The sequence below is a fragment of the Desulfovibrio intestinivivus genome, assembly GCF_053570665.1.
Window position 1 is genome coordinate 491,691 of the sequence record NZ_JBRBQT010000001.1, and the last position, 26,401, is coordinate 518,091.

General features: G+C 52.5%; 20 protein-coding genes, 1 tRNA gene, 1 pseudogene and 1 riboswitch. Of the genes and pseudogenes, 7 read left to right on the forward strand and 15 right to left on the reverse strand.

Translation table 11 applies throughout. The features are described 5' to 3' along the window. Nucleotides 1-25: 25 nt before the first annotated feature. The 5 genes from ACUZ9P_RS02060 to ACUZ9P_RS02080 all read right to left on the reverse strand — a co-directional run bounded on the left by ACUZ9P_RS02060 (nucleotide 26) and on the right by ACUZ9P_RS02080 (nucleotide 4,813). A complete protein-coding gene (locus tag ACUZ9P_RS02060) occupies nucleotides 26-907 on the reverse strand; it encodes an ABC transporter substrate-binding protein (RefSeq protein WP_449248441.1) in 882 nt (293 codons plus the stop codon). Next, nucleotides 864-1,790: an ABC transporter ATP-binding protein gene (locus ACUZ9P_RS02065; RefSeq protein ID WP_449248442.1), complete on the reverse strand. Its 927-nt coding sequence runs from the start codon at nucleotides 1,788-1,790 to the stop codon at nucleotides 864-866. The genes ACUZ9P_RS02060 and ACUZ9P_RS02065 overlap by 44 nt, the downstream gene beginning before the upstream one ends. Then, nucleotides 1,790-2,890 (reverse strand): FecCD family ABC transporter permease, encoded by a 1,101-nt coding sequence (locus ACUZ9P_RS02070; RefSeq protein ID WP_449248443.1) that lies wholly within the window; start codon nucleotides 2,888-2,890, stop codon nucleotides 1,790-1,792. The genes ACUZ9P_RS02065 and ACUZ9P_RS02070 overlap by 1 nt, the downstream gene beginning before the upstream one ends. Nucleotides 2,891-3,109: 219 nt before the next feature. Continuing rightward, nucleotides 3,110-3,288, reverse strand: a riboswitch (cobalamin riboswitch). A 26-nt stretch (nucleotides 3,289-3,314) separates the two neighbouring features. Further along, nucleotides 3,315-4,070 carry a polyphenol oxidase family protein gene (locus tag ACUZ9P_RS02075; RefSeq protein ID WP_449248444.1) on the reverse strand — a complete coding sequence of 252 codons (756 nt, stop codon included), beginning with the start codon at nucleotides 4,068-4,070 and terminating at the stop codon, nucleotides 3,315-3,317. Then, nucleotides 4,061-4,813 (reverse strand): 5-formyltetrahydrofolate cyclo-ligase, encoded by a 753-nt coding sequence (locus tag ACUZ9P_RS02080; protein ID WP_449248445.1) that lies wholly within the window; start codon nucleotides 4,811-4,813, stop codon nucleotides 4,061-4,063. The genes ACUZ9P_RS02075 and ACUZ9P_RS02080 overlap by 10 nt, the downstream gene beginning before the upstream one ends. A gap of 39 nt (nucleotides 4,814-4,852) precedes the next feature. Here ACUZ9P_RS02080 and ACUZ9P_RS02085 point away from each other — a divergent pair, with 39 nt between their 5' ends. From ACUZ9P_RS02085 to ACUZ9P_RS02100, 4 genes are all read left to right on the forward strand, one after another. Next, nucleotides 4,853-5,539, forward strand: a complete 687-nt coding sequence (locus tag ACUZ9P_RS02085; RefSeq protein ID WP_449248446.1) for a metallophosphoesterase — start codon at nucleotides 4,853-4,855, stop codon at nucleotides 5,537-5,539. A gap of 341 nt (nucleotides 5,540-5,880) precedes the next feature. Further along, on the forward strand, nucleotides 5,881-8,730 hold the full coding sequence (locus ACUZ9P_RS02090; RefSeq protein ID WP_449248447.1) for an Rne/Rng family ribonuclease: 2,850 nt from the start codon (nucleotides 5,881-5,883) through the stop codon (nucleotides 8,728-8,730). Then, complete coding sequence (locus ACUZ9P_RS02095; RefSeq protein ID WP_449248448.1) at nucleotides 8,703-9,425, forward strand: epoxyqueuosine reductase QueH; 723 nt, start codon at nucleotides 8,703-8,705, stop codon at nucleotides 9,423-9,425. Before ACUZ9P_RS02090 ends, ACUZ9P_RS02095 begins: the two co-directional genes overlap by 28 nt. 70 nt (nucleotides 9,426-9,495) lie before the next feature. Beyond that, a tRNA-Asn gene (locus ACUZ9P_RS02100) sits at nucleotides 9,496-9,571 on the forward strand. 328 nt (nucleotides 9,572-9,899) lie between these two features. Here ACUZ9P_RS02100 and ACUZ9P_RS02105 read toward each other — a convergent pair. Continuing rightward, nucleotides 9,900-10,187, reverse strand: a pseudogene (locus tag ACUZ9P_RS02105) (IS3 family transposase); the annotation flags it as partial. An 803-nt stretch (nucleotides 10,188-10,990) separates the two neighbouring features. Between ACUZ9P_RS02105 and ACUZ9P_RS02110 the strand changes: the two are divergent. The 3 genes from ACUZ9P_RS02110 to ACUZ9P_RS02120 are packed head-to-tail and all read left to right on the forward strand — an operon-like array spanning nucleotide 10,991 to nucleotide 15,515. Further along, nucleotides 10,991-12,166 carry an efflux RND transporter periplasmic adaptor subunit gene (locus tag ACUZ9P_RS02110; RefSeq protein WP_449248449.1) on the forward strand — a complete coding sequence of 392 codons (1,176 nt, stop codon included), beginning with the start codon at nucleotides 10,991-10,993 and terminating at the stop codon, nucleotides 12,164-12,166. 10 nt (nucleotides 12,167-12,176) lie between these two features. Next, entirely contained in the window at nucleotides 12,177-14,126 is a 1,950-nt protein-coding gene (locus tag ACUZ9P_RS02115; RefSeq protein ID WP_449248450.1) for a MacB family efflux pump subunit, read from the forward strand. Between the two features lie 3 nt (nucleotides 14,127-14,129). Beyond that, nucleotides 14,130-15,515: a TolC family protein gene (locus ACUZ9P_RS02120; RefSeq protein WP_449248451.1), complete on the forward strand. Its 1,386-nt coding sequence runs from the start codon at nucleotides 14,130-14,132 to the stop codon at nucleotides 15,513-15,515. A gap of 67 nt (nucleotides 15,516-15,582) precedes the next feature. Here ACUZ9P_RS02120 and ACUZ9P_RS02125 read toward each other — a convergent pair whose 3' ends face one another. The 9 genes from ACUZ9P_RS02125 to ACUZ9P_RS02165 all read right to left on the reverse strand — a co-directional run bounded on the left by ACUZ9P_RS02125 (nucleotide 15,583) and on the right by ACUZ9P_RS02165 (nucleotide 26,399). Continuing rightward, nucleotides 15,583-17,298, reverse strand: coding sequence for an ABC transporter ATP-binding protein (locus tag ACUZ9P_RS02125; RefSeq protein ID WP_449248452.1), 1,716 nt, complete (start codon nucleotides 17,296-17,298; stop codon nucleotides 15,583-15,585). After that, on the reverse strand, nucleotides 17,295-18,677 hold the full coding sequence (locus ACUZ9P_RS02130; protein WP_449248453.1) for a S8 family serine peptidase: 1,383 nt from the start codon (nucleotides 18,675-18,677) through the stop codon (nucleotides 17,295-17,297). The genes ACUZ9P_RS02125 and ACUZ9P_RS02130 overlap by 4 nt, the downstream gene beginning before the upstream one ends. A 12-nt stretch (nucleotides 18,678-18,689) precedes the next feature. Next, nucleotides 18,690-18,941 carry a hypothetical protein gene (locus tag ACUZ9P_RS02135; RefSeq protein ID WP_449248454.1) on the reverse strand — a complete coding sequence of 84 codons (252 nt, stop codon included), beginning with the start codon at nucleotides 18,939-18,941 and terminating at the stop codon, nucleotides 18,690-18,692. A gap of 10 nt (nucleotides 18,942-18,951) precedes the next feature. Beyond that, nucleotides 18,952-20,055 carry a TIGR04066 family peptide maturation system protein gene (locus ACUZ9P_RS02140; protein WP_449248455.1) on the reverse strand — a complete coding sequence of 368 codons (1,104 nt, stop codon included), beginning with the start codon at nucleotides 20,053-20,055 and terminating at the stop codon, nucleotides 18,952-18,954. After that, entirely contained in the window at nucleotides 20,052-21,512 is a 1,461-nt protein-coding gene (ccpM, locus tag ACUZ9P_RS02145) for a Cys-rich peptide radical SAM maturase CcpM (protein ID WP_449248456.1), read from the reverse strand. The genes ACUZ9P_RS02140 and ccpM overlap by 4 nt, the downstream gene beginning before the upstream one ends. Before the next feature lie 124 nt (nucleotides 21,513-21,636). Next, on the reverse strand, nucleotides 21,637-21,819 hold the full coding sequence (locus tag ACUZ9P_RS02150) for a CLI_3235 family bacteriocin precursor (protein ID WP_449248457.1): 183 nt from the start codon (nucleotides 21,817-21,819) through the stop codon (nucleotides 21,637-21,639). Nucleotides 21,820-22,093: 274 nt separating this feature from the next. Next, nucleotides 22,094-22,915 carry a hypothetical protein gene (locus ACUZ9P_RS02155; protein WP_449248458.1) on the reverse strand — a complete coding sequence of 274 codons (822 nt, stop codon included), beginning with the start codon at nucleotides 22,913-22,915 and terminating at the stop codon, nucleotides 22,094-22,096. 41 nt (nucleotides 22,916-22,956) lie between these two features. After that, nucleotides 22,957-24,057: a linear amide C-N hydrolase gene (locus tag ACUZ9P_RS02160; RefSeq protein WP_449248459.1), complete on the reverse strand. Its 1,101-nt coding sequence runs from the start codon at nucleotides 24,055-24,057 to the stop codon at nucleotides 22,957-22,959. 146 nt (nucleotides 24,058-24,203) lie between these two features. Next, the gene (locus ACUZ9P_RS02165) at nucleotides 24,204-26,399 is read right to left on the reverse strand and encodes a tetratricopeptide repeat protein (protein ID WP_449248460.1); all 2,196 of its coding nucleotides are present in this window, start codon (nucleotides 26,397-26,399) and stop codon (nucleotides 24,204-24,206) included. Between the last annotated feature and the right edge of the window lie 2 nt (nucleotides 26,400-26,401).

Genomic DNA, 26,401 nt, shown 5'->3' on the forward strand with positions numbered 1-26,401 from the left:
ACAATGCTCTGAAATATTTATGGGATCAGCGATGCAGCCAGCTATCCAGCTCTTCCGCCGCATCCAGGGCGCGGGGGCCGGGGCGGGCAAAACGCTCTTCGTCCACCACGAGCACGCGCCCGGCGCGCTGAGCGCGCAAATCCCTGTAGTGATCACGCTCAGCCAAGGGCGTTGGCTCAGGATTCATGGGGCCTTTCTGAATAATGTACGCATCCGGGTCTGCCGCAATCAGGGCTTCTTCGCTGTAGCGCACCAGCTTTTTGCTGTCGTTCACCACGTTTTCGCCCCCGGCAAGGGCCAGTATCTCGCTGCTGATACCGCCGCGTCCGGCAGCCAGAAGATTGGGATAACGCACCTCATAAAAAACACGCGCCACGGGCTTGCCCGCATTGCGTCTGCGCAATGCCTGCATTCGGATCTTCCAGTCGTTTACGAGAACCTGGGCTTTATCCTCGCGTCCGGCAAGCCGCCCCAGGGTTTCCGTAACTTCAAACAGCCGCTCAAAGGAATTTACTTCAAATGTCAGCACCTTGAGGCCCAAAGAACGCAAATTTTCGGTCTGGGTCTGGGCTTCGCTGCGGCCCTCAAGCTGCAAAACCACATCCGGCTGCTGCGCCAGCACAAGCTCGGCATTGGGGCGCATGTGCGTGCCAATGGCAGGCAGGGCCGCAAGCTCCGGCAGATTACCGTCCGCAGCTGTGCGCGCCACCAAAAGGTCGCCAGCGCCCAGGGCCAGAAAAATTTCGTTGAACGCTCCGTACAGGGCGATCACCCTTTTGACGGGTTGCGCAAAGGTTACTGTCGCGCCAGTGTCGTCCGTGATGACAATGGGTGCGGAATCACGGCGCTCGCTGTTTTCAGAGTTAGCCGCCTGCGCTCCTGCCGGGAATAGAACCAGACTGAACATCAGACACAACGTCATCAACAGAGGCCGCCGGGACAGCAGATTTTCCCCCGCTCCACGGGCCTGTTGCGCTGGCAAGCAGGGCCTGAGGCAGCCCCCACCGAGGGTGGGGCAACACGCAGATGGGTATGTTGTAAAGCGCACCGAGATTCTCCTCTGTAAAAACCTTTGCTACCGGCCCGTCAAAAACCAGATTTCCGTCCCGCAGCCCCATAAGACGCGTGGCATAGAGGGCGGCCAGATTGCAGTCGTGCACGGCCATGAGCACGCAGGCTCCGGCGGCGCGGCGGCGCTCAAGCAGGTCGAACAGATCAACCATGCGCGCCCAGTCCAGCCCTGCGGCCAGTTCGTCCAGCAGCAGGAGCGGGCTTTCCTGCGCAAGGGCGCGGGCAAGCAAAACCCTTTGCAGCTCGCCGCCCGAAAGTTCTGTGAGCCTGCGCTGTGCCAGCGGCGCGGCCCCGGTTTCTTCAAGCGCCCGGTCTGCCGCCGCATAGTCTTCCCGCCCGTAGGCCCCTAGCCACGAAAGATGGGCAAAACGCCCGAGCAGCACCATCTGCCGTGCGGTAAGGCCCTGCGGCAACTGCCCCCGCTGCGGCACCACCGCCACCATGCGGGCGCGCTCGCGCGGCTTCAATGCCGCCAGCGGACGCCCCTGAATCTCAATGGCGCCAGCCTGCGGCATCAGCACCCCAGAAAGGACGCGCAGCAGCGTTGTTTTGCCGCTGCCATTGGGGCCAAGCAGGGCGGCGCACTCCCCGGCGTGCAGGGTAAAGCCCGCCTCGTGCAGCACGCTCTGCCCGCCGTATCCGGCGCGCACCCCGGCAATACGCAGCACAGGCGGTGCTGTGCGCCCCTCATGGCGAATATCTTGGTCAGGCCGCAGCATCAGCGCCTCCGCACCAGCAGGGCAAAAAACGGCCCGCCAAGCAAGGCCGTGACCACGCCCACGGGCAATTCCTGCCCACCAGAAAGCACGCAACGGGCCAGCACATCCGCCCAGACCAGCAGCACACCACCGCCGAAAAAGGCCGCAGCCAGCAAGGGGCCGTGCCCCCAGCCCAGCAGCAAACGCAACACGTGCGGCACCACCAGCCCCACAAATCCGATCACCCCGGCCACGGCCACGCAGCCAGCGGTCATGCAGCTTGCTCCGGCCAGCAGCCACAGGCGGGCGCGGCCCACATCAAGGCCTGTCTGAGCGGCCTGCTCATCGCCAAGGGCAAGTACGTCCAGGGAGCGCCAGCCAAAGGCCGTTGCCAGCAATCCCGGTACAAGGGTTGCCAGCAAGAGGGGCAGACTGCTCCAGCCCCGGCCCTGAAAGGAACCCATGATCCAGAACACGATGCTGGTTACGGATTCCTCGTTGAGGGCCTTCACAAGGGCCACCAGCGCCCCCAAAAATGCGGCCACGGCAATGCCCGCAAGAATAACGCTCTCCCGGCTGAACGCGCCGTCGCCGCGCCCCAGCCACAGTGCGCAGCCAAGAGCTGCCAGCGCGCCGATCAGGGCAGCAGGGGCCACCAGCCCGGCATGACTGAAGCCAGCCAGCCCAGGCACATTGCCCAACCACGAAATACTCCCCAGCATGACCACCAGCGGCCCGCCAAGGGCTATAGCCATGCTGGCCCCGCAGGCAGCCCCGGCGGAAATGCCCAGAGTAAAGGGATCAGCCAACGGATTGCGCAACACGCCCTGCAATGCCGCCCCGGCCATAGCCAGAGCGCCGCCGCACAGGGCGGCCAGACACACCCGGGCAAGCCGGATGCTCACCACAACCCCGGTCAGGGCCGGATCATCAGGCGCAGGCGCAAAGCCTGCCAATGCCGCCAAAGCGCGAAACACGCTCTGCGCGCTCAAGGGCACAGGCCCCGGCAAACAGGCCAGCGGCAGCGAAACAAGCCACACGACCACAAGACCGGTAAAAACCGGCCACAGCCTGCGGGATTGCGGGTAGGAGGAAGGAGAAGATTCGGTCGTTCTGGTCATGCCAGCCCTCTGGCCGTAGCCTGCGGGGGCGAACGCGGGCCAAAGCGTTGGCTGACCTCAGGGGTCAGACCCTTGCCCAGTGGTGGCCTGCGCCACACGGGCATAAAAAAAGCCTCTTCCACTCGTGGTGGAAGAGGCCCGTATTTCCTCTGTCCTGCCGGCAAAAACCCGTTGCCGTGGGGCGGCCAATGCCGCACCGTGGTGCCGTCATTCCATGACTGCGCACCTTGGGGCATGGCAGGTCTTCCGGCTTGGTTCCCCTGCTCCGGCCTTCCCGTTTCCAGTGGCGCAAGATGGAGCAAGGTTAAGAACCTTACGGCGGCGGGTCCGCTCCCGTTTTTCACGGGATTCCCTTTTCAAGCCGGTCTACCCGGCTACCAATGCCGCCAACACTCTAGGCGTGGCCTTGCGGCCTGTCAATGGCTCAGGCTGCTATCCACACAAGGCTGGCCTGACGGCCCGAGCGTCTGGCGCAGCGGTAGGAAAAAAACTGCTCGTTGTTGCTGGCGGTGCAGATGTCCAGCCCATAGATGTTGCGTGACAAAAGGCCCGCGCGCTCAAGCTGGTGCCGCGTGAGACCCCACAAATCCATGGTTTTGCTGCTGGCGTCAAACCAGGGCAGGTAAGGATCGCCCCACTCCTTGTCAAAATTGACAAATTCCGCCTTGCCCGGCCCAAGGCTGGGGCCGCGCACAGCCAACAGATCGTGCGGTTCAAGGCCGTAACGCTCGCAGAAGCGGGCCACGCCCGTGATGGGGAAATCGCAGCGGTTGCCGCGCCAGCCCGCATGCATGGCGGCGATATATGCACCGCTTTTGTGGGCAATGAGGATGGGCTGGCAATCTGCCGTTTTGATGAGCAGCCCAAGGCCGGGACGCGCTGTGGCCATGCCGTCGCCTTCCGCCGTAACGGCTGTTTCGCAGGCCACGGCTTCCGGCTCAAAAACAAAACCATCGCCGTGCACCTGCATCAGCTCGGCCCAGGCGGTCATGCCCTGCGGGCGCAGGCCTTCCAGCATGCTGCGGCGGTTGGCAATGACGTGCTCGGGGTTATCCTGCACGGTAAAAGCAATGTTGCCGCCGCCAAACTCGCCAAGGCTCACGCCTCCGGCGCGGGTCTGAAAGGCGCAGCGCACCTGCGGAACACCGGGAAATACAAAGGGGATATAGCTTACAGACACAGCATACGCTCTTCAGTACATATATAGTTGACCCGCTGGTCCCAGGGGGCCAGGGGCAGGGATTCCACAAGCTGAAATTCAAAGCACAGGCCCACGCGGGGGCAGGTGAATCCTTTTTCCAGAAAGCGGTCGTAATAGCCGCCGCCATAGCCCAGGCGTCCGCCAGTGAGATCAAAGGCCACGCCGGGCAGGAGCGCAAGGTCGGGGGCAAGGGGGTGTGCCCCTGCGCCACTGCCGCCCGCAGCTTCCGGCCCGAAACCGGGCAGGGAATCGCGCGGTTCAAGCAGACCCAGGGGGCCGGGCCGCAAATGATCCGGGCCGCTGCACGCCACAAAATCCATAAATCCCGGTTCGCTGCGCCGCACACGCGGCAGCCACACGAGCATACCGGCCTGCCATGCCGCGCGCAGCAGGGCTTGCGTACCAAGCTCGCCCCTAACCCCCACATAGAGGGCCACGGAGCGGGCATTCTTCCACAGGATGGATTCCATCAGTCTGCTCTGGGCCGCTTCGCTACGGATTTCGGCCAACTGGAGCGACTGCTCCGCCCGCAGATGGCGCATAACTTTACGCACATCGTTTCTGGCCTGAGCCGTAGCATCGGGCAGCTCGCCAGAAAGATTGCCCGCCAAACACGTTGGCGGAGCGTCCGGCTGGTTCACTGGCTGGCTGGGCGGCACAGGCGCGGGGGACGTGGCATTGGAGGGCAAGCGGCTCTTTCCTTGTAGTGCAATGTGTGGCATTCTCAACACCTGCGCCACTGTAACAAAGGAAGCAACACCATGCCAAGCGCCGACTCTCAGGATTTTCTCTGGATCGCCGTGGGCGACATCCACGACGAACCTGAACGTTTTGCCCAGATACCGGAACTCTCGCAGGCTGACGGCATTATCGTTACCGGCGACCTGACCATCACCGGCGGCGTCAAGCAGGCAGAGCATGTCATGAACGCCCTGTGCGTCCACGACATCCCCGTGCTGGCCCAGATCGGCAACATGGACAGGCCTGAAGTTGACCAGTGGCTGAGCGAAAAAGGCTGGAACCTCCACGCCGTCACCCGTGAGCTTACGCCCGAAATCGCCATTTTTGGCGTTGGAGCCTCCACATTTACGCCCTTTGGCACGCCGAGCGAATTTCCGGAATCCGCATTTTCCGCGTGGCTTGAAACCTGCTGGCAAAAAGCCCGCCACTATCCGCACAGCGTGCTTGTTTCGCACAATCCACCCAAGGATACCGCGTGCGACATGATCCCCGGCGGCATTCACGTGGGTTCCACAGCCGTGCGCGAATTTCTTGAAGAAGCCCAGCCGGACATCTGCCTGTGCGGGCATATCCACGAATCGCGGGCCATGGACCGCGTGGGCCGCACCCTTGTGGTCAACCCCGGCATGCTGGCGCAGGGCGGCTACGTGCTGCTGCGCTCCAATTCGGGCCAGCTCTCCGCCGAACTCAAGATGCTTGAAGACTAATTTTTGTCTGCCGCATCTGCCGGAACGCATTGCAATGATGTGATTCGGCAGATGTGGCCCTTGCCCCGGCCCCACACCCTCACCCGCAGTTTTTCTTCTGCCTCCGCAGCATGTTATCATGACAGGATGCAGCTCTCATCGCCCGCATTTTCCGGCCCGTCCCTTGCCCGCTTGCATATTTTCAAAAAAAACGTACTCTCCAAAAAGCGGATTAGCATGCTGCCGCCTTCGCGCGCCTTGTTGGCGCTGCGGCGGAGCAAGTACGGCACATTCCCGTAAATGCGTTGCATGCTGGCTGAAATTTTCGCGGAGGCTCAGCGCCCCGCAGCAAAAGGATTTTCATGATAGATCAAGACACCCCCGTGGCCGCTTCACAGCCAGCCACGGATGCATCGTCGCAGGAAGTTTCCAAACCCAAACGTTCAACCACAACACGCAGCAAAGCCAAGCCAGCCGCCAAGCCAACCTCTGGCAAAACAGCTCCCGGCAAAACCGCGTCCCAATCCTCCGAATCCACGCCCGCCAAGGATTCCTCTGATTCTAAAAGCGGTTCCGATTCCAAGGCCGCCCAGGCCGAATCAGCTTCATCCAAGACCACGGCATCAAAAGCCGCCAAGGCCACAGGCCGTAGTGCGGGCAAAACAGCAAAGACGACTGCCGCCAAAGCTAAAAAAACGGCTGACGCCCCCAAAGAAATTTCTGGCAGCACGGCAGATGCCGTAGCGCCCAAGTCAGACGCTGCCACTGCTGTTGAGGCCCCCAAGGCCGCTGGCAAAACAGCGAGCAAATCTTCTGCCAAAACTCCGGGCAAGGCTCCTGCCAAAGCTGCGGGCAAAACCGCAACGCCCCGCAAGGGCAAGGCAACAGAAGCCAGCGCAGCGGAAGCCACGGCGACGGTCAAAACGGCGGAAGCTTCTGATAGCTCCAGGCAGGAAGCCGCACAGCAAAAATCTGCCGTTCCCCAAAAGCCCGCCGCCGCAAAGGCTCCCAAAGGTCGGCCCGCAAAAGCCACGGCAAAAAGCACTGTTCAGGTAACTGCTCCGATAATTGGCGCAGCGCCTGCAAACACAGCCCCCAAGGCCGCAAGCCCCACAGCAGATAAGCCTGCGGCTTCTGCGGCCCTCACAAGCCCGGCCCCGGTGGCTCAAGCCACTGCCAAAACAGCAGAATTGAGCGCAAAACAGCCGCCGGAACAAATTTCAGACAAGCCCGCAGAAGCTGCGCCGAGCCAGAACGCCCCCGCAGCGGAACGCGCTCAAAGCCCCAGACAGGCTGCCGACCAAAACGCGAGCCAGACCACAGACAAGACCGCCGACCAGACGGAACAGGATGCAGAACAGGCCGCTGAAAGCGGTTCCGCTCCGGCCTCCGGCGAGGCTGCTGCCGGGGATGGCCCACGCCGCAAGAATCGGCGTGGACGTCGTGGCGGGCGTGGCCGCAACCGCAAAAAAGAACTGAACGGGCAGGATGACGCGCAAGCCGCCGAGGATATGGCCAGCACGGCCTCCCTCGACGATGATGACGAGGCTCTCGATCTGCCCGATGACGCGCCGGAACAGGCCAGCCGCGCGCAGGATACGCGCCCCCAGAACGCCCCCAGGCAGAACAAGCCCGCCAAACAGGCCAGGCCTCAGCAGCAACAGAATAAGCCAGAAAACGGCAAGCCTGCCGAAAGCAGCAAATCCGCTGAGAGCAACAAGCCCGCCACTGCCGCCACTGCTGGCAAGGCTCCTGCCGAAGCCCCCAAGGGCAGGCGGCGCATGTTCATCAGCGTGCTGCCCGGCGAACAGGTAGAAGTGGCCCTGGCTGAAGACGGTCAGTTGCTGGAATACTATCTGGACATGCTGCACCAGCGCAAAATCAAGGGCAATATTTACAAGGGCGTCATCCACAATATCGACACCAACCTTCAGGCGGCCTTTGTCAGCTACGGTGCTGGCAAAAACGGATTCCTCCAGATTGACGAGGTGCATCCCGAATACTGGCTGGCCCACCACGAACCCTCCAAGGGCAAGAAATTTCCGCCCATTCAAAAGGTGCTGAAGGCTGGTCAGGAAGTGCTGGTGCAGGTGGTCAAAGAACCCACCGGCAGCAAGGGCGCATTTTTGACCACATGGCTTTCCCTTGCCGGGCGCTTCCTTGTGCTTACGCCGGGGCAGGATCAGATCGGCGTTTCCCGCAAGGTGGATGACGACGAGGAGCGTTCGCGCCTGCGCGAAATGATGAATGGCATTGACCCCGGTCAGGGACTTGGCGTCATTGTGCGTACTGTCAGCGCCGGAACCACCAAGACAACGCTCAAGAACGATTTGCAGTATCTCAAGCGTGTCTGGCGCGATATCCGCAAGAAGGCTACCGAGGTTTCCGCCCCGACCCTCATATATCAGGAGCCGGGCCTTTCAGAGCGCGCCGTGCGCGACTATCTGACTGAGGACGTGTGCGAAATCTGGGTTGATAATGATGAAGTGGCGCAGAGCGTACGCGACACGGTGAACCTGCTGTTCCCCCGCCGTAAAGATCTTGTGCGGGTGCACACCGACATGCGCACGCCCATGTGGGAGCGCTTTAATCTGCGCCGCCAGCTGGAGCAGATTTATTCGCGCGAGGTGCTGCTGCCCTCTGGTGGACGTCTGGTGTTTGACCAGACAGAAGCCCTCATGGCCATCGACATCAACTCGGGTAAAATTTCCGGCAAGGGCAACTTTGAAGCCATGGCGCACAAAACCAATATGGAAGCCGCTGAAGCCATTGCCCGCCATCTCAAGCTGCGCGACATCGGCGGACAGGTGGTTATCGACTTCATTGAAATGCGCGACAAAAAACACGTGCTTGAAGTGGAAAAAACCCTGCGCACTGCCATGAAGAATGACCGTGCCCGCCACGATGTTGCCCGCATGAGTTCCTTTGGTCTGTTGGAACTGGTGCGTCAGCGCACGGGCTCCTCGGCTTTAGCCATCTCCCTTGAGCCTTGCCCCGCCTGCGGCGGCACAGGCATGCGCCGCAATATCGAATGGCAGGCATTGCAGGCCCTGCGCGAACTGCGCCGCACGGTCAGCGCAGAGCCCAAGGAAAAATGCGTATATCCGGCAAGCCCGGAACTGGCCCTGTATCTGCTGAACCACAAGCGCGACACCCTGCGCGAGATTGAGCAGGATTATGGTAAATGTCTGGAAATAATGGTTCGTCCTTAGAATACGGCACGGCAGCCGGGGTTTCCACCCCGGCTGCTTTTTCTGCACAGCACTCCCCCGCCGAATCTGCGCCCGCCAACAACATTTTGGCAGGCTCCATTGCCGCTGCGCCCACAAATCCTTTGCCTGCCAACAGCCTGCTGCTGCATGTTTGCTGCGGGCCGTGCGCCGTCATGCCCATCACGCGACTGCTGGACGAAGGCTTTGTCGTAACCGCATGGTTCATGAATCCCAACATTCAGCCCCTGGCAGAATATCTGCGCCGCCGCGAGGCCGCCGGGCAATGCGCCGAGCGTCTGGGCGTGCCGATCATTTACGCCGATGAAACATGGGACATCACCAACTGGCTGCGCGCTGTGGCAGGGCGCGACACACCGCCCGACCGCTGCGCCTATTGCTGCGAAAGCCGCATGCAGGCAGCGTTTGCCTTTGCTCGACAGCAGGGATTTGCCTGGGTGAGCAGCAGCCTGCTCTATTCGCGCTATCAGCCCCACGAGGTCATCAAGGCCGCAGGCGAGCAACTGACGGCCCAGGAGGGTGCACCGGGCTTTGCCTATCGCGATTTTCGGGCAGACTGGCAGGAAGGCATAGACCGCTCAAAGGCCATGGAACTCTACCGCCAGCCCTACTGCGGCTGCGTGTACAGCGAGGCGGAGCGCTACCAGAAAAAGCTTTTGCGGTGCATCAAGGGTTGACCCAAAAAATTTTGCAATTTTCGCTTGACCTTGCCCCTGATTTTCCGTAAACACTTCCTTGCCTGAACGTTCCCCGATAGCTCAATTGGCAGAGCGGGTGACTGTTAATCACTAGGTTGGCGGTTCAAGTCCGTCTCGGGGAGCCAAAAGAAAGTAAGCCCTTGCAGTTAATAGCTGCAGGGGCTTTTTCTGTTGGGATAGCACCACTGAAAAGAATTTATGCGGGCCCACACCAAAGACCGGGACAAGCCCCTTCAACTGGCAGTTCTTCCGCAGATCCCCCCAAAAGTAGGTTCAATTCTTCGGACCAGTCAGCGGCAAAACCAAGGTGGACAGTTTCATGGCTATGCCTCCTTTGGCAAAAGGCCAGAGGAAGTACCCTCTCTGGCTTAAATGCTGTCATATCTCCATCGGCTTTCTGCCGTCAAAGACCTTATGCCGACACCGATTGTTCTAGAACTCAAACAGCTAGACCAGGGCGTGGCGAAGATCACTCCCGGCCTCTCCCCCTCAAATACACATATTCATACTTCAGAAAAGCTAGGGGCATTCGATCGTCACGTTGTCCATCCAGCGACCTCGGCCATCCATTGAAATACGTGCCCCGGCCCCTCTGGGAGTTCGTGTAAACTCGTAACTCGTGGACTGCGAGTGTCTGGTCAGTGTTGAAGGTTTCCGGTACGCCGCACGGTTCATTTTCGCCTCTAGGGCGTCAACACAAAAATCTGCATCCATGATGTCTGATAAACGCCAAAAGAGTATCCCTCATTCCCCAACCTCAGACACATACTCTTGATGAATGCATTGATAAATCCGCAGGCAACCGCGGCCAGATAAACGCGCATGTCCAGCAACCGTGCAAAACAGCAAAAATCATCATTGCTAAAGCGCAACAGGCAAGAAAGGCTAAAAAATCTGCCCAGAACCCCGCCTGACATTCGATCATAGAATGACAGTAAATATCCACACCTTAAAACGACCTATCACACTAGACTAAACAAAAATATTCAAGGCCATAAGGATGACACGCAACAATTAAATGAGGGGGTTACAGATCCATCTTCCAAGTTGCTAGATATTCTGAGGCAGAAGGGAGGTACAGCGCCAGTATAGTTTGAGGAATTTCATCGCTTATTTTCACCAGATTATAACTACATCATTAAAGATTATTTAAGATGGATCTCGGAAAGAACATGGCAAGATATACCTAAACAAAATGGTCTGAAAGCTGAGGATGAGTAGCAGGAGATGCCTCTACCTACCAACTCACAAGCAAAGTAAAATAACCTATCTCTATCTCTTCGCAAAAGTTTGTACACATAAGCGTGTCTTCACTTTTAGCTTATGGTGAGCTTGCCAAACATTTTTTCAGACAGAGCACGATAAAAAAATTCTTTCGGCAATGATTGCGCTTTATTGGAGGATGAGGCATAATATAGAATATAGTATACATATTATACGCAGACAAACAGCGCAAAGAATCAAGGGTTAGCTGGATAAGTAAAGCTCAAAAGTTTTCGCAAAAAATAGCAATCAGGACGACAAGCGTTGTAAATGGTAAGAAAATGAGATTTAGCACTGCGCCCACTATAAAAATAATATTTTATATATTGCTATGCATAACACTTTCAACTGCAGGATTTATTTTTTTTACTCAAAATGAACCAGCAAAGTACGTTGTTTCGCCAGTGATTATTGGAAATATTGAACGACAAGTGACCGCTATAGGGGAAGTTGCGTCAGCTCAGCTAGTCACTGTCGGTTCTCAGGCTTCCGGACAAATTAAGAAGCTACATGTACAGATTACCCAAAAAGTTCGGAAGGGAGAGCTTATAGCAGAAATAGACTCAACCTCTCAGCTTAACGAGCTTAACACCAGCCGGGCCACTCTTGAGACATACAAGGCGCAACTAACTTCAAGAACTGTTGCGTTACTGATCACTCAGAAGCAGTTCGCCCGTGAGTCCAAGCTCAAGAGCAAGGACGCCACATCAAATGAAAATTTTGAAAATATTGAAAACGCTCTAGCCAAAGCCAGGGCAGATCTAGCGGAAACACAATCTTTGATTACCAAAGCACAGATTGCTGTGGGCACCGCTGAAGCGAATCTTGGTTATACTAGAATTGTGGCCCCCATAGATGGAGTTATTGTTTCTGTTCCTGTGGAAGAAGGTCGGACGATCAATGCAAGCCAAGTCACTCCCACGATTGCCCAGATAGCTCAACTGGGGCATATGAAAATCAAGCTGCAGATTTCCGAGGGTGATGTCACCAAAATAGCCCCAGGAATGGATGTCGTCTTTCGTATTTTATCCGACCCCAAAACCGAATACATAGCCACCCTGCAATCCATAGACCCCGCTCCCATTGTTGTCAGCAACGGAACTCAGGAAGGAAAAACAGACTCCACCGAGAATAAGGCTGTTTATTATTATGGCAGGCTCCTGGTGGAAAATTCTGGTGAAAAACTACGCATTGGCATGACTGCGCAATGTGCTATCAGAATCGCCGCCGTTCATAATGCACTCATTGTTCCGAGTATAGCTATTCAGCAAGAAGGGCAAAGAAGATACGTTCTTGTTTTGAAAGATGGAGGGGAGCCTATCAAGCGTGTCATTACCACGGGACTTTCCGACAGCATGAATACAGAAATTCTTTCCGGGCTACAGGCCGGAGAAGCGGTTGTCACAGCACAAATGACGGAAGCCGAAGTTCAGGCCAGCGTTAAGAAGATGCAGTAACGAGTGAGCCATGCCATTTTTATCCGTTACTGATTTGAACAAATTTGCTGGAAGCGGGGAAAGCCGTTTCCATATCCTTAAAAATATTAATTTGCATTTCGAGCACGGCGAGTTTGTTGCCATTGTCGGACCATCCGGCTCCGGGAAGTCAACACTGATGAACATATTGGGATGCCTTGATGTCCCCACGTCCGGCTCCTATTCGGTCGAAGGCATTGAGACCGGGCAGATGTATCCGGATCAGCTTGCCGAATTACGCAGCAATAAGTTTGGCTTCATTTTTCAGCGTTATAACCTCCTCAACAGCCTCTGCACTGTGGAAAATGTAGCTCTTCCGGCTATATACGCGATGATGCCGGAAAAGGAGCGCCTTGTGCGCGCTCAAAAGCTGCTCCAGACGCTCGACCTTGCCAATAAAGTTAATAACAAGCCCTGTGAGCTTTCTGGCGGCCAGCAACAACGCGTAAGTATTGCCAGAGCACTTATGAACGGGGGCGAGGTTATTTTAGCCGATGAGCCAACAGGCGCACTTGACTCCGAGGCCGGTGAAGCTGTCATGGGGATTCTTAGTGATCTCAACCGACAGGGGCATACAATTATCCTGGTGACGCACAATAGTGAAATAGCCGCTTATGCAAGCCGGACTATTGAAATACGGGATGGAAAAATCGTTGCGGACCATAAAAAAAACGCGTGCCCTCCATCACCAATGGCGACGAAGGTTACTATTCGCCATTTTAGCGCTCGATCACTTGTGGTGAATCAGCTTGTTGAATCCTTTAAGATGTCGCTACAGTCTATAGTCGCCCATAAACTGCGGTCAATACTGACTATGCTTGGAATCGTCATCGGCATAGCATCTGTCATAACTGTAGTGGCCTTGGGGCGAGGTTCGCAGGAGAAAATTTTAGCTGATATTCGAGCGATGGGGACAAACACTATTGAAATTTTCCCCGGTGATGGCTTTGGGGATATGCAGGCTTGGCGGATCAAAAGCCTTACCGTGGACGATACAATTATATTGGCCGAACAAAACTATGTCGCCGGGGCCACTCCTAATATCAACGCGCAAGGGGTCACTGCATATGCAAACTCTTCAGCCAATACGTTAATAAACGGTGTCAGCTCCCAATTTCTCAACGTCAAGGGTCTCAAAATGGAATCTGGACGTTTTTTGCTTGCTGATGATATTGAAGACAATGCGTCTGTCGCTGTAATTGATCAAAAAGCCAAAGCAGCCCTTTTCCCTGATGGAGAACAGCCTGTCGGTAAGATCATTATTTGTAACAAGCAGCCCCTGGAAGTTATTGGCGTCGTTAAAGAACGCAAGATATCCGCTGGCCCCTCAGAAAAAAATCCAAATATTTTTATCCCATATACAACCGCTATGTATAAAACCATTGGAACGCATGATGTCAGCTCCATAACTGTCAAAGTGCGCGACGATGTAAATTCCCAGGTAGCTGAAAAAACGATAACCCGGCTTTTGACTCAACTGCATGATGGGAAAAAAGATTTTTTTACATTCAATATCGATAGTATAAAAAAAACAGTGGAGAAAACTACTGATACCCTGAAACTGCTTATTTCAGGCATCGCCCTGATATCCCTGGCCGTGGGCGGCATTGGCGTGATGAACATCATGCTGGTTTCTGTAACGGAACGCACAGTGGAAATAGGCATAAGAATGGCTATCGGGGCAAGGCGCTACAATATTTTGACGCAATTTCTTATTGAAGCGGTAATCATCTGCTTGGTCGGAGGCTTTTTAGGAATAATTCTTTCTCTTTTGGCTTCTCCTGTTTTCCAACTGTTCACAGAGAATCTTGCCCTTTCTTACTCCGTTGGCAGTGCCATTCTTGCCCTTTGTTGCTCCATATTCATGGGTGTGCTGTTCGGGTTCATGCCAGCCAGCAGCGCATCCCGGCTCAGTCCAATTGTGGCTTTGGCCAGAGAGTGAGCTGTGAGCGTATCAATGGCATACTGCACAAAGCGCTTGTGGGCTTTTATCGTTATACTCTGCACGGCTACAGGGTGCTCAAACCGCCTTCCCGCAGAGCCGCTGGAAAAACGGCTCGGCTATACCTCCGAAATGAGAATCCAGTATCAAGTAGAAGAGTCGTGGTGGGTTATATACAAGGATGAGCAACTCAACGGACTCATTTCGACCGCATTGCAGAATAATCTTGATTATGCTCAAAGTGCTGTAAGAATAAACAGGGCCATGTACCAAGCCAACTCAATAGGAGTTGACCTATTACCTAAGTTCACAGCAGTTAGTGAAACAAGCTCTACCCAAGATATACATTCTGGAACGTCCGAACGTCGTTTCAGCAGCGAATTTTCTGTCAGCTATGAAGTAGATTTATGGCGTAAGCTGTCGGATTCTGCAGCCGCTAAAAAATGGGAATACGAGGCTACTGTTGAAGATCGAGCCGCTGCCAAGCTGGCTTTGATAAACAACGTGGTCGATGTCTACTTCAGCCTTGCCTATCTGGATATGGCTCTTAAAATAACCCGTCAGAACATTGCAAACTATGAAAAGATTCTGGAAATAATCACAGCTAAATACCAGTATGGCAAAATCTCCGGTTTGGAGCCGGAGCAAGCAGCACAATCATTATTGGCCGCAAAGAACAATCTGATTGATTTTGAGGTGCAACAGCAATCCGGTTTGCAAAATTTGAGGATATTATTGAACCTTGAGCCAGCGGCCCCACTGGAGATCATATATCCAGACATTCTGAGCGTGCAGGTGCCAGAGGTAAATCTTGATATCCCCCTGGCAGTGCTGGCCAACCGCCCAGACTTAAAAGCCGCACAGTATCGGCTGCAAAGCGCCTTTAAAAATGTTCAGGCGGCACAGAAGGCATGGTTCCCGCAAATAACCCTGGGAGCAGCGATCGGTTCCGAATCGAATAGCCATAACACCATGTTTGATATGCCCTTCGTCTCTAGCCTCGCTAAAATAACCTTACCCTTTTTGCAGTGGAACATGATAAAATGGAATATAAAAATATCCGAGGCAGAATATGATGAAGTCAAACTTAACTTTGAAAAAGTGCTCAATAGTGCTCTGAATGAACTCAATTTAGCATTCTTTCAGTATAGAAAAGCAGAAGAGACCTATCAAAATATTTTCAGAAAACATGAGCATGACGTAAGGATCAGCCAATACTATAGAGTCAGATATGACTCAGGAGCAAGTGAGCTGTCCGATTGGCTTAATTCGCTGAATACTGCAACTGGTTCACAGCTGGATATGTTAAAAAATCGATATCTTGTTATTAAGCATGAAAATATTATTTATAAATCTATTGTCGGACGATATACTCATGACGCACATTAGTTTTCTATAAAAAATAAATCCACGTATGCCATGGAGTATCGGTTGCAATGACTATGGACGATGCGGCTTACTTCAGCGGAGTAATAAGAGACTCCGCGTCAGGATCTTGAACAATTAATTCCCTCAGCGTAGTGAATACACCCACGTTTCCCGAGTCTTCAATCCGCAAAATTATATTCGCCCACTCAAGCAAACTCGGGTCATGCGTAATCATTATGACAATGCATGAGTTGAAAGCTTGAGACAAGAAGTGCTGGAAGTGTGTTTTTGTCGACCCGTCGAGGCTGGCTGTTGGTTCATCCAGTAGGTAAAGAGATTTTTTAAAAGGCAGCAGCCTGGCCAAAGCAATTTTTTGTTTTTGGCCTCCGGACAGATTCGCACCGCCTTGCCCTGCCAACTCCTCCTGGCGCTCAGAAATAAATGAGAAGTAGTTTACAGGCAGCTTGCCAAAAAGCAGATCCAGATCGGCATCAGGAACTTTCCTGAAAAATTTTACGTTCTGCGCTATGGTTAGATTGAAAATATGGTTATCTTGGTTCATGCAACCAATAGTATTTCGATATGCTTCGAGAGAATATTCCGTGTAATCAAGCCCATTAACTAGAATCTGACCATGAGACGGGGTAATAAAACGTTCAATAATATCGAGCAACGTTGATTTCCCCGAGCCATTATTGCCGATGACCGCAACGCGATCTCCTTGTTTCAGGGAAAAGGAGACGTCCTTTAAAACCTTCTTATTTGCATATGAGTAAGAAACATTAATAAAATCGATTTGCTCAATCCTTTGAATTGGAGCCGAACCGGTATTTTCATCTTGGCGCAAGCATGTGTCCAATAGCTGAAAATACCGGTTCGCTGATGGAAGGATTCCTGTAAGCACGTATTTGAGATTTAAAAAAGAGGCGATAGGGTTCATAACCTGCATACTGTAAGTTATGAATGCAAATAAACTCCCAATAGATAAGGAACTTTGGAATATGAAATAGGAACCGATTATATAAAGAATAGTTTCCAGCGCATGCATCAGGAAAAGATCAAGAGATGTATTCATCTCGTCGAATACGGCTATACGCTTTTCGGTATCAGCGACTTGAGCGATATTATCTGAAAATTGTTTTACAATGATATCTTTAACGCCGAAAAGACGAATGTCTCTTGTGCCTGCGGTACTGTCTCCAAAAAAATTTGAGAAACGATTGCTTGCCCCCATCAGATACGCAATCAGGGCCTTTCTTTTGCTTGAAAAAAATAAGACCAGAAAAAATTTTACTGGGATGAATAGTATGACTATGCCAATGAGTCGTAGATCAATAATCATCAAACCTATTGAGCCGCCAATGAACCCTAACAGCTGCGTTACTATAAAAAAAACGTTATTGTCACATATTCTGGTTACATTATGAACGTCCATGGCTACGTCATTGTAAAGTGATGTTGTATCTCTTTGATGAAAAAAATGGACATGTGTATTCATTAACGCCTTAAATATATCATTAAACAGACGTTTGTTTATCTCTGCTGCTAATTCTGCCCGTAGTTTTTCACGGACGATACTGATCATGGAGTTGGCGCCCAACAAAGCCAAGAGGCAAAGTGCTATCGTCACCACCACTTTAAAATCATTACGCAAAATTCCATTATCAATCAGGGCTTTATTAAGAAGAGGGTACGTGAGAAACACGCTCGAATAGACGAGGAGGCATAGGCCAATAACCACTAGCCTTTTTTTGAAAGGGGCCAGGTAGGCCAGCAAACGTAAGATAAGGGCATTGTCTTTCATACTGCGCAGAAATTTTCCACAATCCTGTTGTAAAGACCAATCGTATCTTTATAGTCGGCGAGAACCATGTGCATATCGGCTGTAACACTGCTCTCCTCAGTTCCGTCTCCTTCGCAGGCAACAAGGATGATATCGCTAGCCGCATAGTGTGTAATTTTACGGAAAATCTTCGAAATATTTTGCGATGGAGGGATATACATTAAGCCGAATATACCAGCAATGGAGTTTCTAAGAACCAATGTGGCGTTATAGCCGCACTCGCGGAAGTGTTTACGTAGATCGAGACTCCTCTGTATCAGTTCAAAAAGATCTTTGTGGTATATTTCCACTATAGGTATTTCTACATCTGTTCGTTTGAATTCGACTTCAATTCTAGAGCTGGCCGGAGTCCACATCCGACACTTGGAACCATCTATCTCTTCATTGTGCCCATCAAGCAATTCATCTGTCATCACGACATCAAGTTCATAGTCAGCGGCAATGCTTAAAAGTGAGCTCATGTCTCCCTGCGTGATACTAGAACGATCAAGAAGGACAACCAGAGAGTCTGCATTGCCCACCTGCTTCTTGCGCAGAGGAAAGCCAAGAAAATCATCCAGTCGCCAACTGTGAACTTTGTACGGAAGATTGTCCGGCGCACCAGAGTTTGAAAGAACAATTGCCTCACGAATCCAGTCAGGTATGGGATAAGAGCGATGGAACTGAGCAGGGTCGCAACCTGCCATTTTTGCCAAGTAAAACTCTTTTTTTCGGCTCTGCGTCAAATGGCCGCAAATTTGAGCTGTTACGAAGGGTGCAGCATAGCTATTCGCGTTGTCCGTACAAAAGGCGGAACCATATCGTGGGGTGAGGTGGTGAATACCTTTGGCAGATATATCCACCCCATCTACATCGGCTCTTCGCAGGATAAGGTCAGATGAGTCAGTTACCAGATTGTTCACACAAATGACGTTTGTGAAGCAAGCTGGATATGACCGGAGGTAGTCGTTCGACTGCGCTGCAACCATGGTCGTCTTCCTGGCTAGTTCGTTTACCTTCGCCAGGAGGCGCTCCTCATCCCTGAAATCTGTCGATCCCAGGCTCATATTCACAATGTCTACATCATGTGCAATGCACCAGTCCAAGGCCGCAAGTAATGCCTGAATATTGCATTTCCATTCAGCGCCAAGTATTTTTAAACTGCTACAGATGAATGATCCAAAATACTGCCGAATGATTGCTGCGCAGATCGTCCCATGACTTACACGCTCAACAGTATTTGTGTGGAGCCTCTCCACGAACCTACCAGCCTGATGGCAGTATTCAAGATCACTTTGCACTTGAAAATCAAAGTGTTCATCATCAACACCATCATCTATGATTACAATGTGAGGAAGCACTCTTTACTTCTATTATGACAAATGGCTCTGGGCTTTTTTAATAAACCCTTTGACTGTGTAGAAGTCAGGATCAATGAAGTCTTCTTCAGAAAATTTGAACGAGAATGTCTTTTCAATCTCCATTACCACATATAATAGTTCGCGAGCAACCAGAGCGATCTCATATCCAAATAAATTCAAGTCGGAGTCCGGGAGTTTATTGAATCTCTGGTTTCCGTATATTTTATTCAACAAACTTACGATAATATTTTCAATGGATTCCATTAAGAGTCTCCTATAGCACCGAATAGGCGGCGTTTTCGATAAATCCTTCAAAAACTGCTTCCATTAGAGCATCACGTTCCGTGATATGAAAAACTCTGTTTTTGTAGGAATTGATTGACTTCAATGAGCATTGCCTAGCGTGTAGGATGGAATGTTCGTCGGGAACGGCCCTTGAAAGGTAGTCCAAAACAAGGTTGCTTACAGAGTAGAAATTATTTTCTGAGGAAAAACGATACTTCATCATCAAATCAAATTCCTTGAAGTACTCATCTTTAAAATCTTCGTAGGGAAGACACACAACTGAGATGTCCGGTATAACCGCTCTGGTGATAAGAAAAGGGCATATTCCAAACCGGTTTGACAGACTGCGGTTGGTAGGTATTAACCCGCCAGGAGCACCTATGATCAACATGTCCGGTTTAGTTTTTATGCAAAGATCAACGATGTACCCGTTGAAGTTATAAACTTTCTCCTCATCAGACATACCATTGTCGAACATAAAAGACGGCATGGAATTAGCTCCAATGAAACGGCCCAGATTTCGAGAGCTGACAAGTTCCGTCTTGTATCCTTTTTCTCGGAAAAAATTCAGAAAACTTAGTTGAGTCTGAAATTTATCAACTTGTTCCATAAGTCCGAAACACATCAGCACGGGCACATCAAGTTCAAAAATTTTCTTTGAACGATAAGAGAGTTCACCCTTGGCTCCAGAATCCTGTTCGTTCCTATAATTTCTGAATTCGAGACGGTTTGCCTTGCATTTTTCTGAAATTTCTTCCGTATCAGTTTGTGATAATGGGTAAGTGCAGAAGATGTTTTTTTGGGCATCGATGGCAAGATTGATCGAGTCTTTTATGTCCGGTAGCGTTTCGGTGCTATGATCAATCTCAACAAACAGAACTGTGTCGCAACTGGCAAGCTGCTGCTGAAAATTTGACGTCACCTCAATATCCAGAGCAGCCCCGAAGTCGATGGCCCCAGCGTCAAACCCAGCAAATCCCCAACCTTCCGGAGCAACAAGGCCGACGATTTCAATATCCAACGGGTACTGCTTTGAACGCAGAATGGGCAAGAAATTCCGATCAAAGGGGTAAACAATTGTTTTGTAGTTCATGACGGATTCCTCCCAAGTGCGAGCATGGTTCGTTCTTGACCACTAAACGAATATCCATATTCTTTTAGAGTACAGAAGTTTTTGAGCAACTCTTCTGAGTAATTCAACACCCCGGGGCAAGCAGTGAGTTTTTTGCTTCTGGACAAAGAGTTTCTTTCGCTAACCTCATCCGCAGCCAGTGCGCAGACATCACACAGTCTGAGGGCCCAGCAGTTCTTGCACTCTTCTTCCGTCAACTTGCCTATGTTTAGAAGAGCTTCCACTTTTTTCAGGTCGAATCCAGTATCCACAGATCCGATTTTCATCGCATCCGAAATCTCGCTGACTTTTTCGCAGGGAATAAATGTGCCATCGACAGTCATAAACAGTTTTCGGGCACCAGGTATACACGGACCGGAAGGATGAATCGCAGTCGGTATTTCAGCCGACCGTGGTCGCATTTCATACATAGCACCGTACATTGTGTTGAATTTATTATCTGCGAATCGAGTTATGTGCTTTTTTCCCAGACGTCCGATCTTTTGGAGGTATATTTTAAAGACTTCCATCTCTTCATCAATAATGAACCTTTCTGGCACATCATCAGCCTTCGTCCGATATTCAGAGCTAATCAAAGAAGATTGGACGGACATATTCTCAAAATCTTCGCAGGATATGAAGAATTGGTTTGTGCAAACCGGATCCAACGTAGTGTCGATAACAGCGTTGAAGATTATGTTTCGATGAAGCCTGGGGTACTCTTCTTTTATTTTGGACAGGTTTCGCATGATATGGTCGAATGTGCCACCGCCAGATAAAAAGCGCCGATTCGCGTCATGTATTTCTCTGGGCCCATCAACACTTATCAAGACGGAAAAATTATTATCCTCAAGAAACTTGAGCTTCTCATCGTTAAACAAGGTTGCATTGGTAGAAATATGAAAGAGAATTCTCTTTCCAACACCTTTGGACCGCGTGTATGCGACAACATTTTTAAGCAGGTCAAAATTAAGCAAAGGTTCCCCACCATAAAAACCAACTGTAATCTCTTCGAGTTCTGTCGAATGCTTGATAAGGTAATCAATGCCTTTTCGTGCCATCTCGATGGTCATATAACTTTTCTTATGTGTCCTGCTTTTATATTCACCTGAGTAAACACAATACTTACATCTAAGATTACAGTCTTGAGTAACCTGCAAAGTGATACCTTGAATTTTCTTATCAAGAAGTTCTGGAAGAAACTTCATGTACCCGTGTTCAATTTTGGAGATATTATTTGGCTTTAAATACCCATCTGCGGTCATGCGATCCAGATCCCTACGATCTTTATCAACCAAGGTATCTTCTGCGGAATTATTTTTGAAATAATTATAAATTGAGTTGCTTACCTTCAAAATCATTCCTGTATTCACATCGTACAAGTAGTTCGCATTGGCCGTATTGAATGGATGCACAAAGGCATCTTTATATGATAACATATTTATCCTCTGTCTATGGCTAGTCCAAAAGTGCGGGAAAGTTAGGCCAAGCGTAGAGCAAAAGAAATTAAATCCCCTTACTCTACGCTTGTTAAAAAAAATAAATCAATAAAATTAGTCTTTTCTACTTTTTGCGAGCAGAAGAACCACCGCCGTCACGAGAGGACTTGCTGTCGTAGCGGGCCATGGTTGCACTGCTGTAGATGCCGCAAGGCCCGCAGGAGTTGCACTGGCAGGGGCTGCACAAGCAAGCGTAGGCTTCAACTGTTTCATGCTGATGAGTGGTTTTCTTTCCAAGCTTTTTCATAATACTATCTCCTTAGTTTATAATGTGGACAGTTCCACACTACGCTCAAATATTATACCTTTATAAATATAATGTCAAATTACCATTTATTTATATATAATTATTTATTCGTAAAATTTATATTTTGATATTGCATCATATTGATTGGAATTATCTCGCTTAACGGGTCACGAACAACTCTTCGCTCCCCATACGAAAAAGCCGCCCCTGATCTTCAGCAAAAAAGATCAGGGGCGGCTACCTTCCCTTCAGGCTGCGCCAAAAGAGCTTTTACCTAGAATGTAAGCGCCAGCCCCACAACAGGGCCATGCTGAACAGCGTTGACCTTGAAGTTATCCCTGCCGCTGCCGGATTCATAGTTCAGTCCAACAGCACGATACCCCAAGATGGCGGTGGCGTTTTTCCAAAAATTATAGCCCACTACGCCCATGGCGTCCCACGTGTTGGTTGAGGCAGCCCCAAAGCCGCCCACCCCACCACGCAAATCCATGAACCAGTGTTTATCCAGATGAATGGTCGTTCGCGCGCCCACGATCGGGTCTACCCAGCTTCTGTAAATGCGGCTCGAGGCTTCCAGTTGCTGATATTCCGCGCTCAAGCCCATTTCCATAGTCCAGATTCTCACGCCGCCCAGAATATCGAAGCTTATCTTACCGCCATTGTCGTTGAGCGGCACGGTGCCCAATCGGTAAAAAGCAGCAACGTCAGACATTGTGGACGTCATCTGACCGTCAAGCGAAACACCCTTGCGCGAAGTCTGCTCGCCCATGCGCGCATAATTGACCTCGGCAATCAAGCCCACCTTATCCCGGTAGTACATTTCCATGTGGGCCATGGCAGCAAAGTTCAGGTACTTTTCCAGCTGCCCGAAGCTGTTGGATACGTGGGTTTCATGTCCCCTGGCCCCCAGGGTGCCGGTAAAGCCCGTAAGCCAGCCGTATGGAATCAGCACCAGCTTGAAGTCGTTTTGAGCGCCTTCATTCGCCTCTGCCGGGGCAGGCTCGACAGCCCGAGCACCGCAGACAGGCGCACATACCATAAAGACCAAGACTGACAGAGACAAAACCAGTGAGGCCGCACGCTGTTTTATATTCATAGTGCTTCCCTTTTGTGTACGCTACCAACGGCGGCTTGTGGCTACGGGGCTGGCTTGGCCGAATCTGTCACATCCTTGTAATCAGGTTGGGTCATTATGGGAATGACTTTAGGCCCTGAGGCATTTGACAGGGCCTTGAGCACATCGACCATCGACCAGTTTTTGTTGTAGTAGGTGCGGAAGTAGTAGCGAAGCCGTTCGGTGTCGCCCACCACAGACCAGATGGTCATGTCATACTTGTCGCCTTCGGGAGTTTTCTGGCGCACTGCCCCCTTGGGGATATCGGCGTTATCAATAAGCGTCATGGCCAGATTCACGCCAGCATCGGGGCCGCTGACAGGCAGGGCGGTCTGCGTCAGCGCCACAAAACGCACAAAACGGCTGGGAGGAGTGTAATCGCCGGGCAGACCCAGCATGCCGGAGCCCTGCCCCGTGGGGTAGATGGAGAAACCTTTCAGATCAAGCTTGGGAACGCCGTTGGCGGAGAGATTTACGTAGTTGGAAAGATTGATGACCATCCAGTCAAAGGGCGGCGAATTGGTCATGACTCCCAAGGGGTTGTCATAAACATTAAGGCGACCTTCCATGTATTCAACAACAATGCAATTTCCCCCGGCGTCGTGCACCACGTAGTGCATGGGCATACCACCCGGCAGGATTGTGATGGCTTCACAAACTCGTATGTTTTTGAGGCCTTCGCGCACTTCTTCTGCCGTGGCAAAATTGGAAAGCAGCCAGTTGGCCACTTCAAAATTGGCAATGGTCTTGGTTGAAAAGGCGGGATCATAAGGCTGATATCCGGCATACCCGGAAAAGAACAGCATGCCGACCACCAGGCCTTTTTCATTCATACCATCGCTGACTAGGGGCGGGCCGTAATCGCGCATGCCGACAAAGCCATATTTTGAGGTCCACGTGGCACCCTCCTGCCTGCCATCGGGCAGTGTTCCCCTCATGACCGTGCCCTTGGGCATCACGGCAACCTGCGGCTGGTCGGATGTGGAGAACTCCATTGTTCGGGCATAAAAAACATGCCCTTCCGTGGATTTCACCCTGAGGCTGGTGCAGGCCTGCGACTGCATAACCGCACCAACAGTGACCACTGCCACCAGAACCAACCCCAATAAGATTCTTGGCACCATACCTACCCACCTTGTTGATTGATCATCTTACATGGACAATTGCCCCTCTCCACTTTTGAACTTCGCAAACCGTTACCGGCAAAATTACGGCTGCCCACAGGCGCAGCAGCCGTAAATCACAGCCTGCAGCCAGGCCATACCAGCACTCATTGCGCCCGCTTGGCAGAACTTTTTGCGCACGCGCTCTCGATATCTGTATCGCCGCTGATCTGGCGGATGGCCTGAGCGTAACGCTGACTGCCGTGCTGCATTCCGGCGGCCTGGCACAAATACCCCAGGGCTTTGGCGCGGTCAGTTCTGGCAGCAAGAAGACCAAGATTATAGGCGGCATCAGACATGGTCGGGGCAAGGCGTAAAGCCTTGAGCAGCATCTGCTCTGCCTCTGCCCTGAGGCCGCGCTCTGCCAGTATTAGGCCAAGATTATAGGCAATGGCGGCATTGTCGGGATCAATCTCGTGTGCCTTGCGCAAGGAAGCTTCCGCCCCGGCCATGCTGCCCAGACGGGCCAGAGCCATGGCGGAATTGACATGGGCGGCGCTGGCGTCCGGCCGCAGGCGCAAGGCGGTCTCATAGGCCGAAAGAGCCGCAGCGGGCTCGCCCGAGCGCAGCAGGTAGTTGCCGCGATTATAACTGCCCGTCCAGTCATCGGCTCTGGCAGAAAAGGATTGCTCCAGTTCTTCTCTGGCCTTGGCAACAGCCTGCAGCGAAGATTCCGGGATATCCTGGCTCTGCACGCCAGCCAAGGCCTCGGCAGCCCGAACCCGCACGAGCCGGGATGGATCGGCGCAGGCTTTGGCAAGGGCGCTCACTGTGGCAGCCTCGCGATTTTCAGCCAGCGAGGCAGCGGCACTGGCGCGAACCAGCTCGGATTCATCGCTCAGGGCCGCGCGAACCACCGGCCACTTGGCGCTGTCCGGGCAGGCGCGCAGCAGGCGCAACATGGATGCGGCGTAAACAGCATCTCGCCCCGGCTCCGTCAGGGAGGCAAGCATGGCTGGCAATTGGCTGAAGTTACGCTGCCGCGCATCCAGAATATGCCGGGCGCGGGCCAGCACCGGGGCCTGATAGTCTCTGGGCCGCCATTGGCGCACAAGGGCATCTGCCCATGCGGCATCCTTATCCGGGTGGCAACCAAGGCAGGCGTTTGGCGAACCAAAACTGGCAGTTGCGGCAGGCGTTGGCGGGCGCATGGAGTGGTCGCTCCGGCTCATGCGGGCAAAGTCCGTCTTGGGCATGTGGCAGGCAATGCAACGGGAGCCGGGGCTTTCCGGCTTGTGCCGGGTGTGTTTGTCCAGCCCGGCTTCCTTGTCTTTATGGCATGGCAGGCAGGCCTGATCCGGATCCTTGGCCTGACGGAAACGCCCGCTGGAGGTATGGCAAAAGATGCATTCCAGTTTGCCCGCGCGCGCGCAGGGGGCAGACAGCCAGGAAGTGAAGGTAAAGTTTTCCCCCAGGTCGCGCCCGTCTGGATAGTAATCCTCATTTTCCAGCAGGATCAGATCAAAGTGGTCAAAAAAGCGCTCGCCCGGGCGGAACGAATCCGTGAGGGGCGACATTTTCGCATGGCACGAGGCGCAGGAATCGTCGCGCTGCTGGCGATCCAGATCTTTTTTTATACGAATGATTTTCAGATCCGCAGGCGGCTTTCCCGGTTGCGCGGCAAGGCAAGCGTCATTGTGGGCCTGCAACGGCCCGTGGCATGTCTCGCAGTTGATGCCCGGCTCACGCCATGTGGTGCGGTAGCTATCGCTTGCCGCATCATAATTGGTGGCCAGCTGACTGACATGGCAGGCGTGGCAGGAGGTATTGAAGGTGTAGGCGCGGTCGCGCCAGTTGAGGCCCTCGCGCCCGCCAGCCCGGAAGTGAGGGCTGCGCCGCGCCGTGCTGTCTGCAACCGCAAACCACTGGCGGTTACGCACGTCAAAAGCCAGAGGTAGGGTCTGCAAACGCCCGCGCTCAAGGGTTGTAAGAAAATAATAAACGTTTTTGCCGCCGAGCACCTGCGCAATGGCGTAGTCGTGTTCGCCGTCTGGGCCAGTCTCGCGCACAAAGCCCTGCCCCGGCCCGCAATAGGCGCGGTACACCCGCCCGCCGGATTCAATGCCTTTACCCTGCGGGGCCAGCTGCGCGCCAACCGTGGCATCTGCATACGGCTGCATGGCCAGCCCGTGACGGGATGTGGACCAGAGGGAATAAAATTTTTCGTGGCAGCTCTTGCAGCTTTGCGAACCGGCAAATCCATCAGAGGCATCTGCTGCAAGGGGTGCGTCCGGCCCGCAGACAAGGGCAAGCCCCAGCAACAGGGCCTGCCCGCATCTGCATATATTCTCTGCTATTTTCAAGC

Excerpts from the sequence above, each read along its gene's own strand:
- ACUZ9P_RS02080 (WP_449248445.1), bottom strand. The coding sequence starts at position 4,813 with ATGCCACACATTGCACTACAAGGAAAGAGCCGCTTGCCCTCCAATGCC.
- ACUZ9P_RS02070 (WP_449248443.1), bottom strand. The coding sequence starts at position 2,890 with ATGACCAGAACGACCGAATCTTCTCCTTCCTCCTACCCGCAATCCCGC.
- ACUZ9P_RS02085 (WP_449248446.1), top strand. The coding sequence starts at position 4,853 with ATGCCAAGCGCCGACTCTCAGGATTTTCTCTGGATCGCCGTGGGCGAC.
- ACUZ9P_RS02135 (WP_449248454.1), bottom strand. The coding sequence starts at position 18,941 with ATGGAATCCATTGAAAATATTATCGTAAGTTTGTTGAATAAAATATAC.
- ACUZ9P_RS02115 (WP_449248450.1), top strand. The coding sequence starts at position 12,177 with ATGCCATTTTTATCCGTTACTGATTTGAACAAATTTGCTGGAAGCGGG.
- ACUZ9P_RS02140 (WP_449248455.1), bottom strand. The coding sequence starts at position 20,055 with ATGAACTACAAAACAATTGTTTACCCCTTTGATCGGAATTTCTTGCCC.
- ACUZ9P_RS02110 (WP_449248449.1), top strand. The coding sequence starts at position 10,991 with ATGAGATTTAGCACTGCGCCCACTATAAAAATAATATTTTATATATTG.
- ACUZ9P_RS02150 (WP_449248457.1), bottom strand. The coding sequence starts at position 21,819 with ATGAAAAAGCTTGGAAAGAAAACCACTCATCAGCATGAAACAGTTGAA.
- ccpM (WP_449248456.1), bottom strand. The coding sequence starts at position 21,512 with ATGTTATCATATAAAGATGCCTTTGTGCATCCATTCAATACGGCCAAT.
- ACUZ9P_RS02095 (WP_449248448.1), top strand. The coding sequence starts at position 8,703 with ATGTCTGGAAATAATGGTTCGTCCTTAGAATACGGCACGGCAGCCGGG.
- ACUZ9P_RS02090 (WP_449248447.1), top strand. The coding sequence starts at position 5,881 with ATGATAGATCAAGACACCCCCGTGGCCGCTTCACAGCCAGCCACGGAT.
- ACUZ9P_RS02160 (WP_449248459.1), bottom strand. The coding sequence starts at position 24,057 with ATGGTGCCAAGAATCTTATTGGGGTTGGTTCTGGTGGCAGTGGTCACT.
- ACUZ9P_RS02060 (WP_449248441.1), bottom strand. The coding sequence starts at position 907 with ATGTTCAGTCTGGTTCTATTCCCGGCAGGAGCGCAGGCGGCTAACTCT.
- ACUZ9P_RS02155 (WP_449248458.1), bottom strand. The coding sequence starts at position 22,915 with ATGAATATAAAACAGCGTGCGGCCTCACTGGTTTTGTCTCTGTCAGTC.
- ACUZ9P_RS02065 (WP_449248442.1), bottom strand. The coding sequence starts at position 1,790 with ATGCTGCGGCCTGACCAAGATATTCGCCATGAGGGGCGCACAGCACCG.
- ACUZ9P_RS02125 (WP_449248452.1), bottom strand. The coding sequence starts at position 17,298 with ATGAAAGACAATGCCCTTATCTTACGTTTGCTGGCCTACCTGGCCCCT.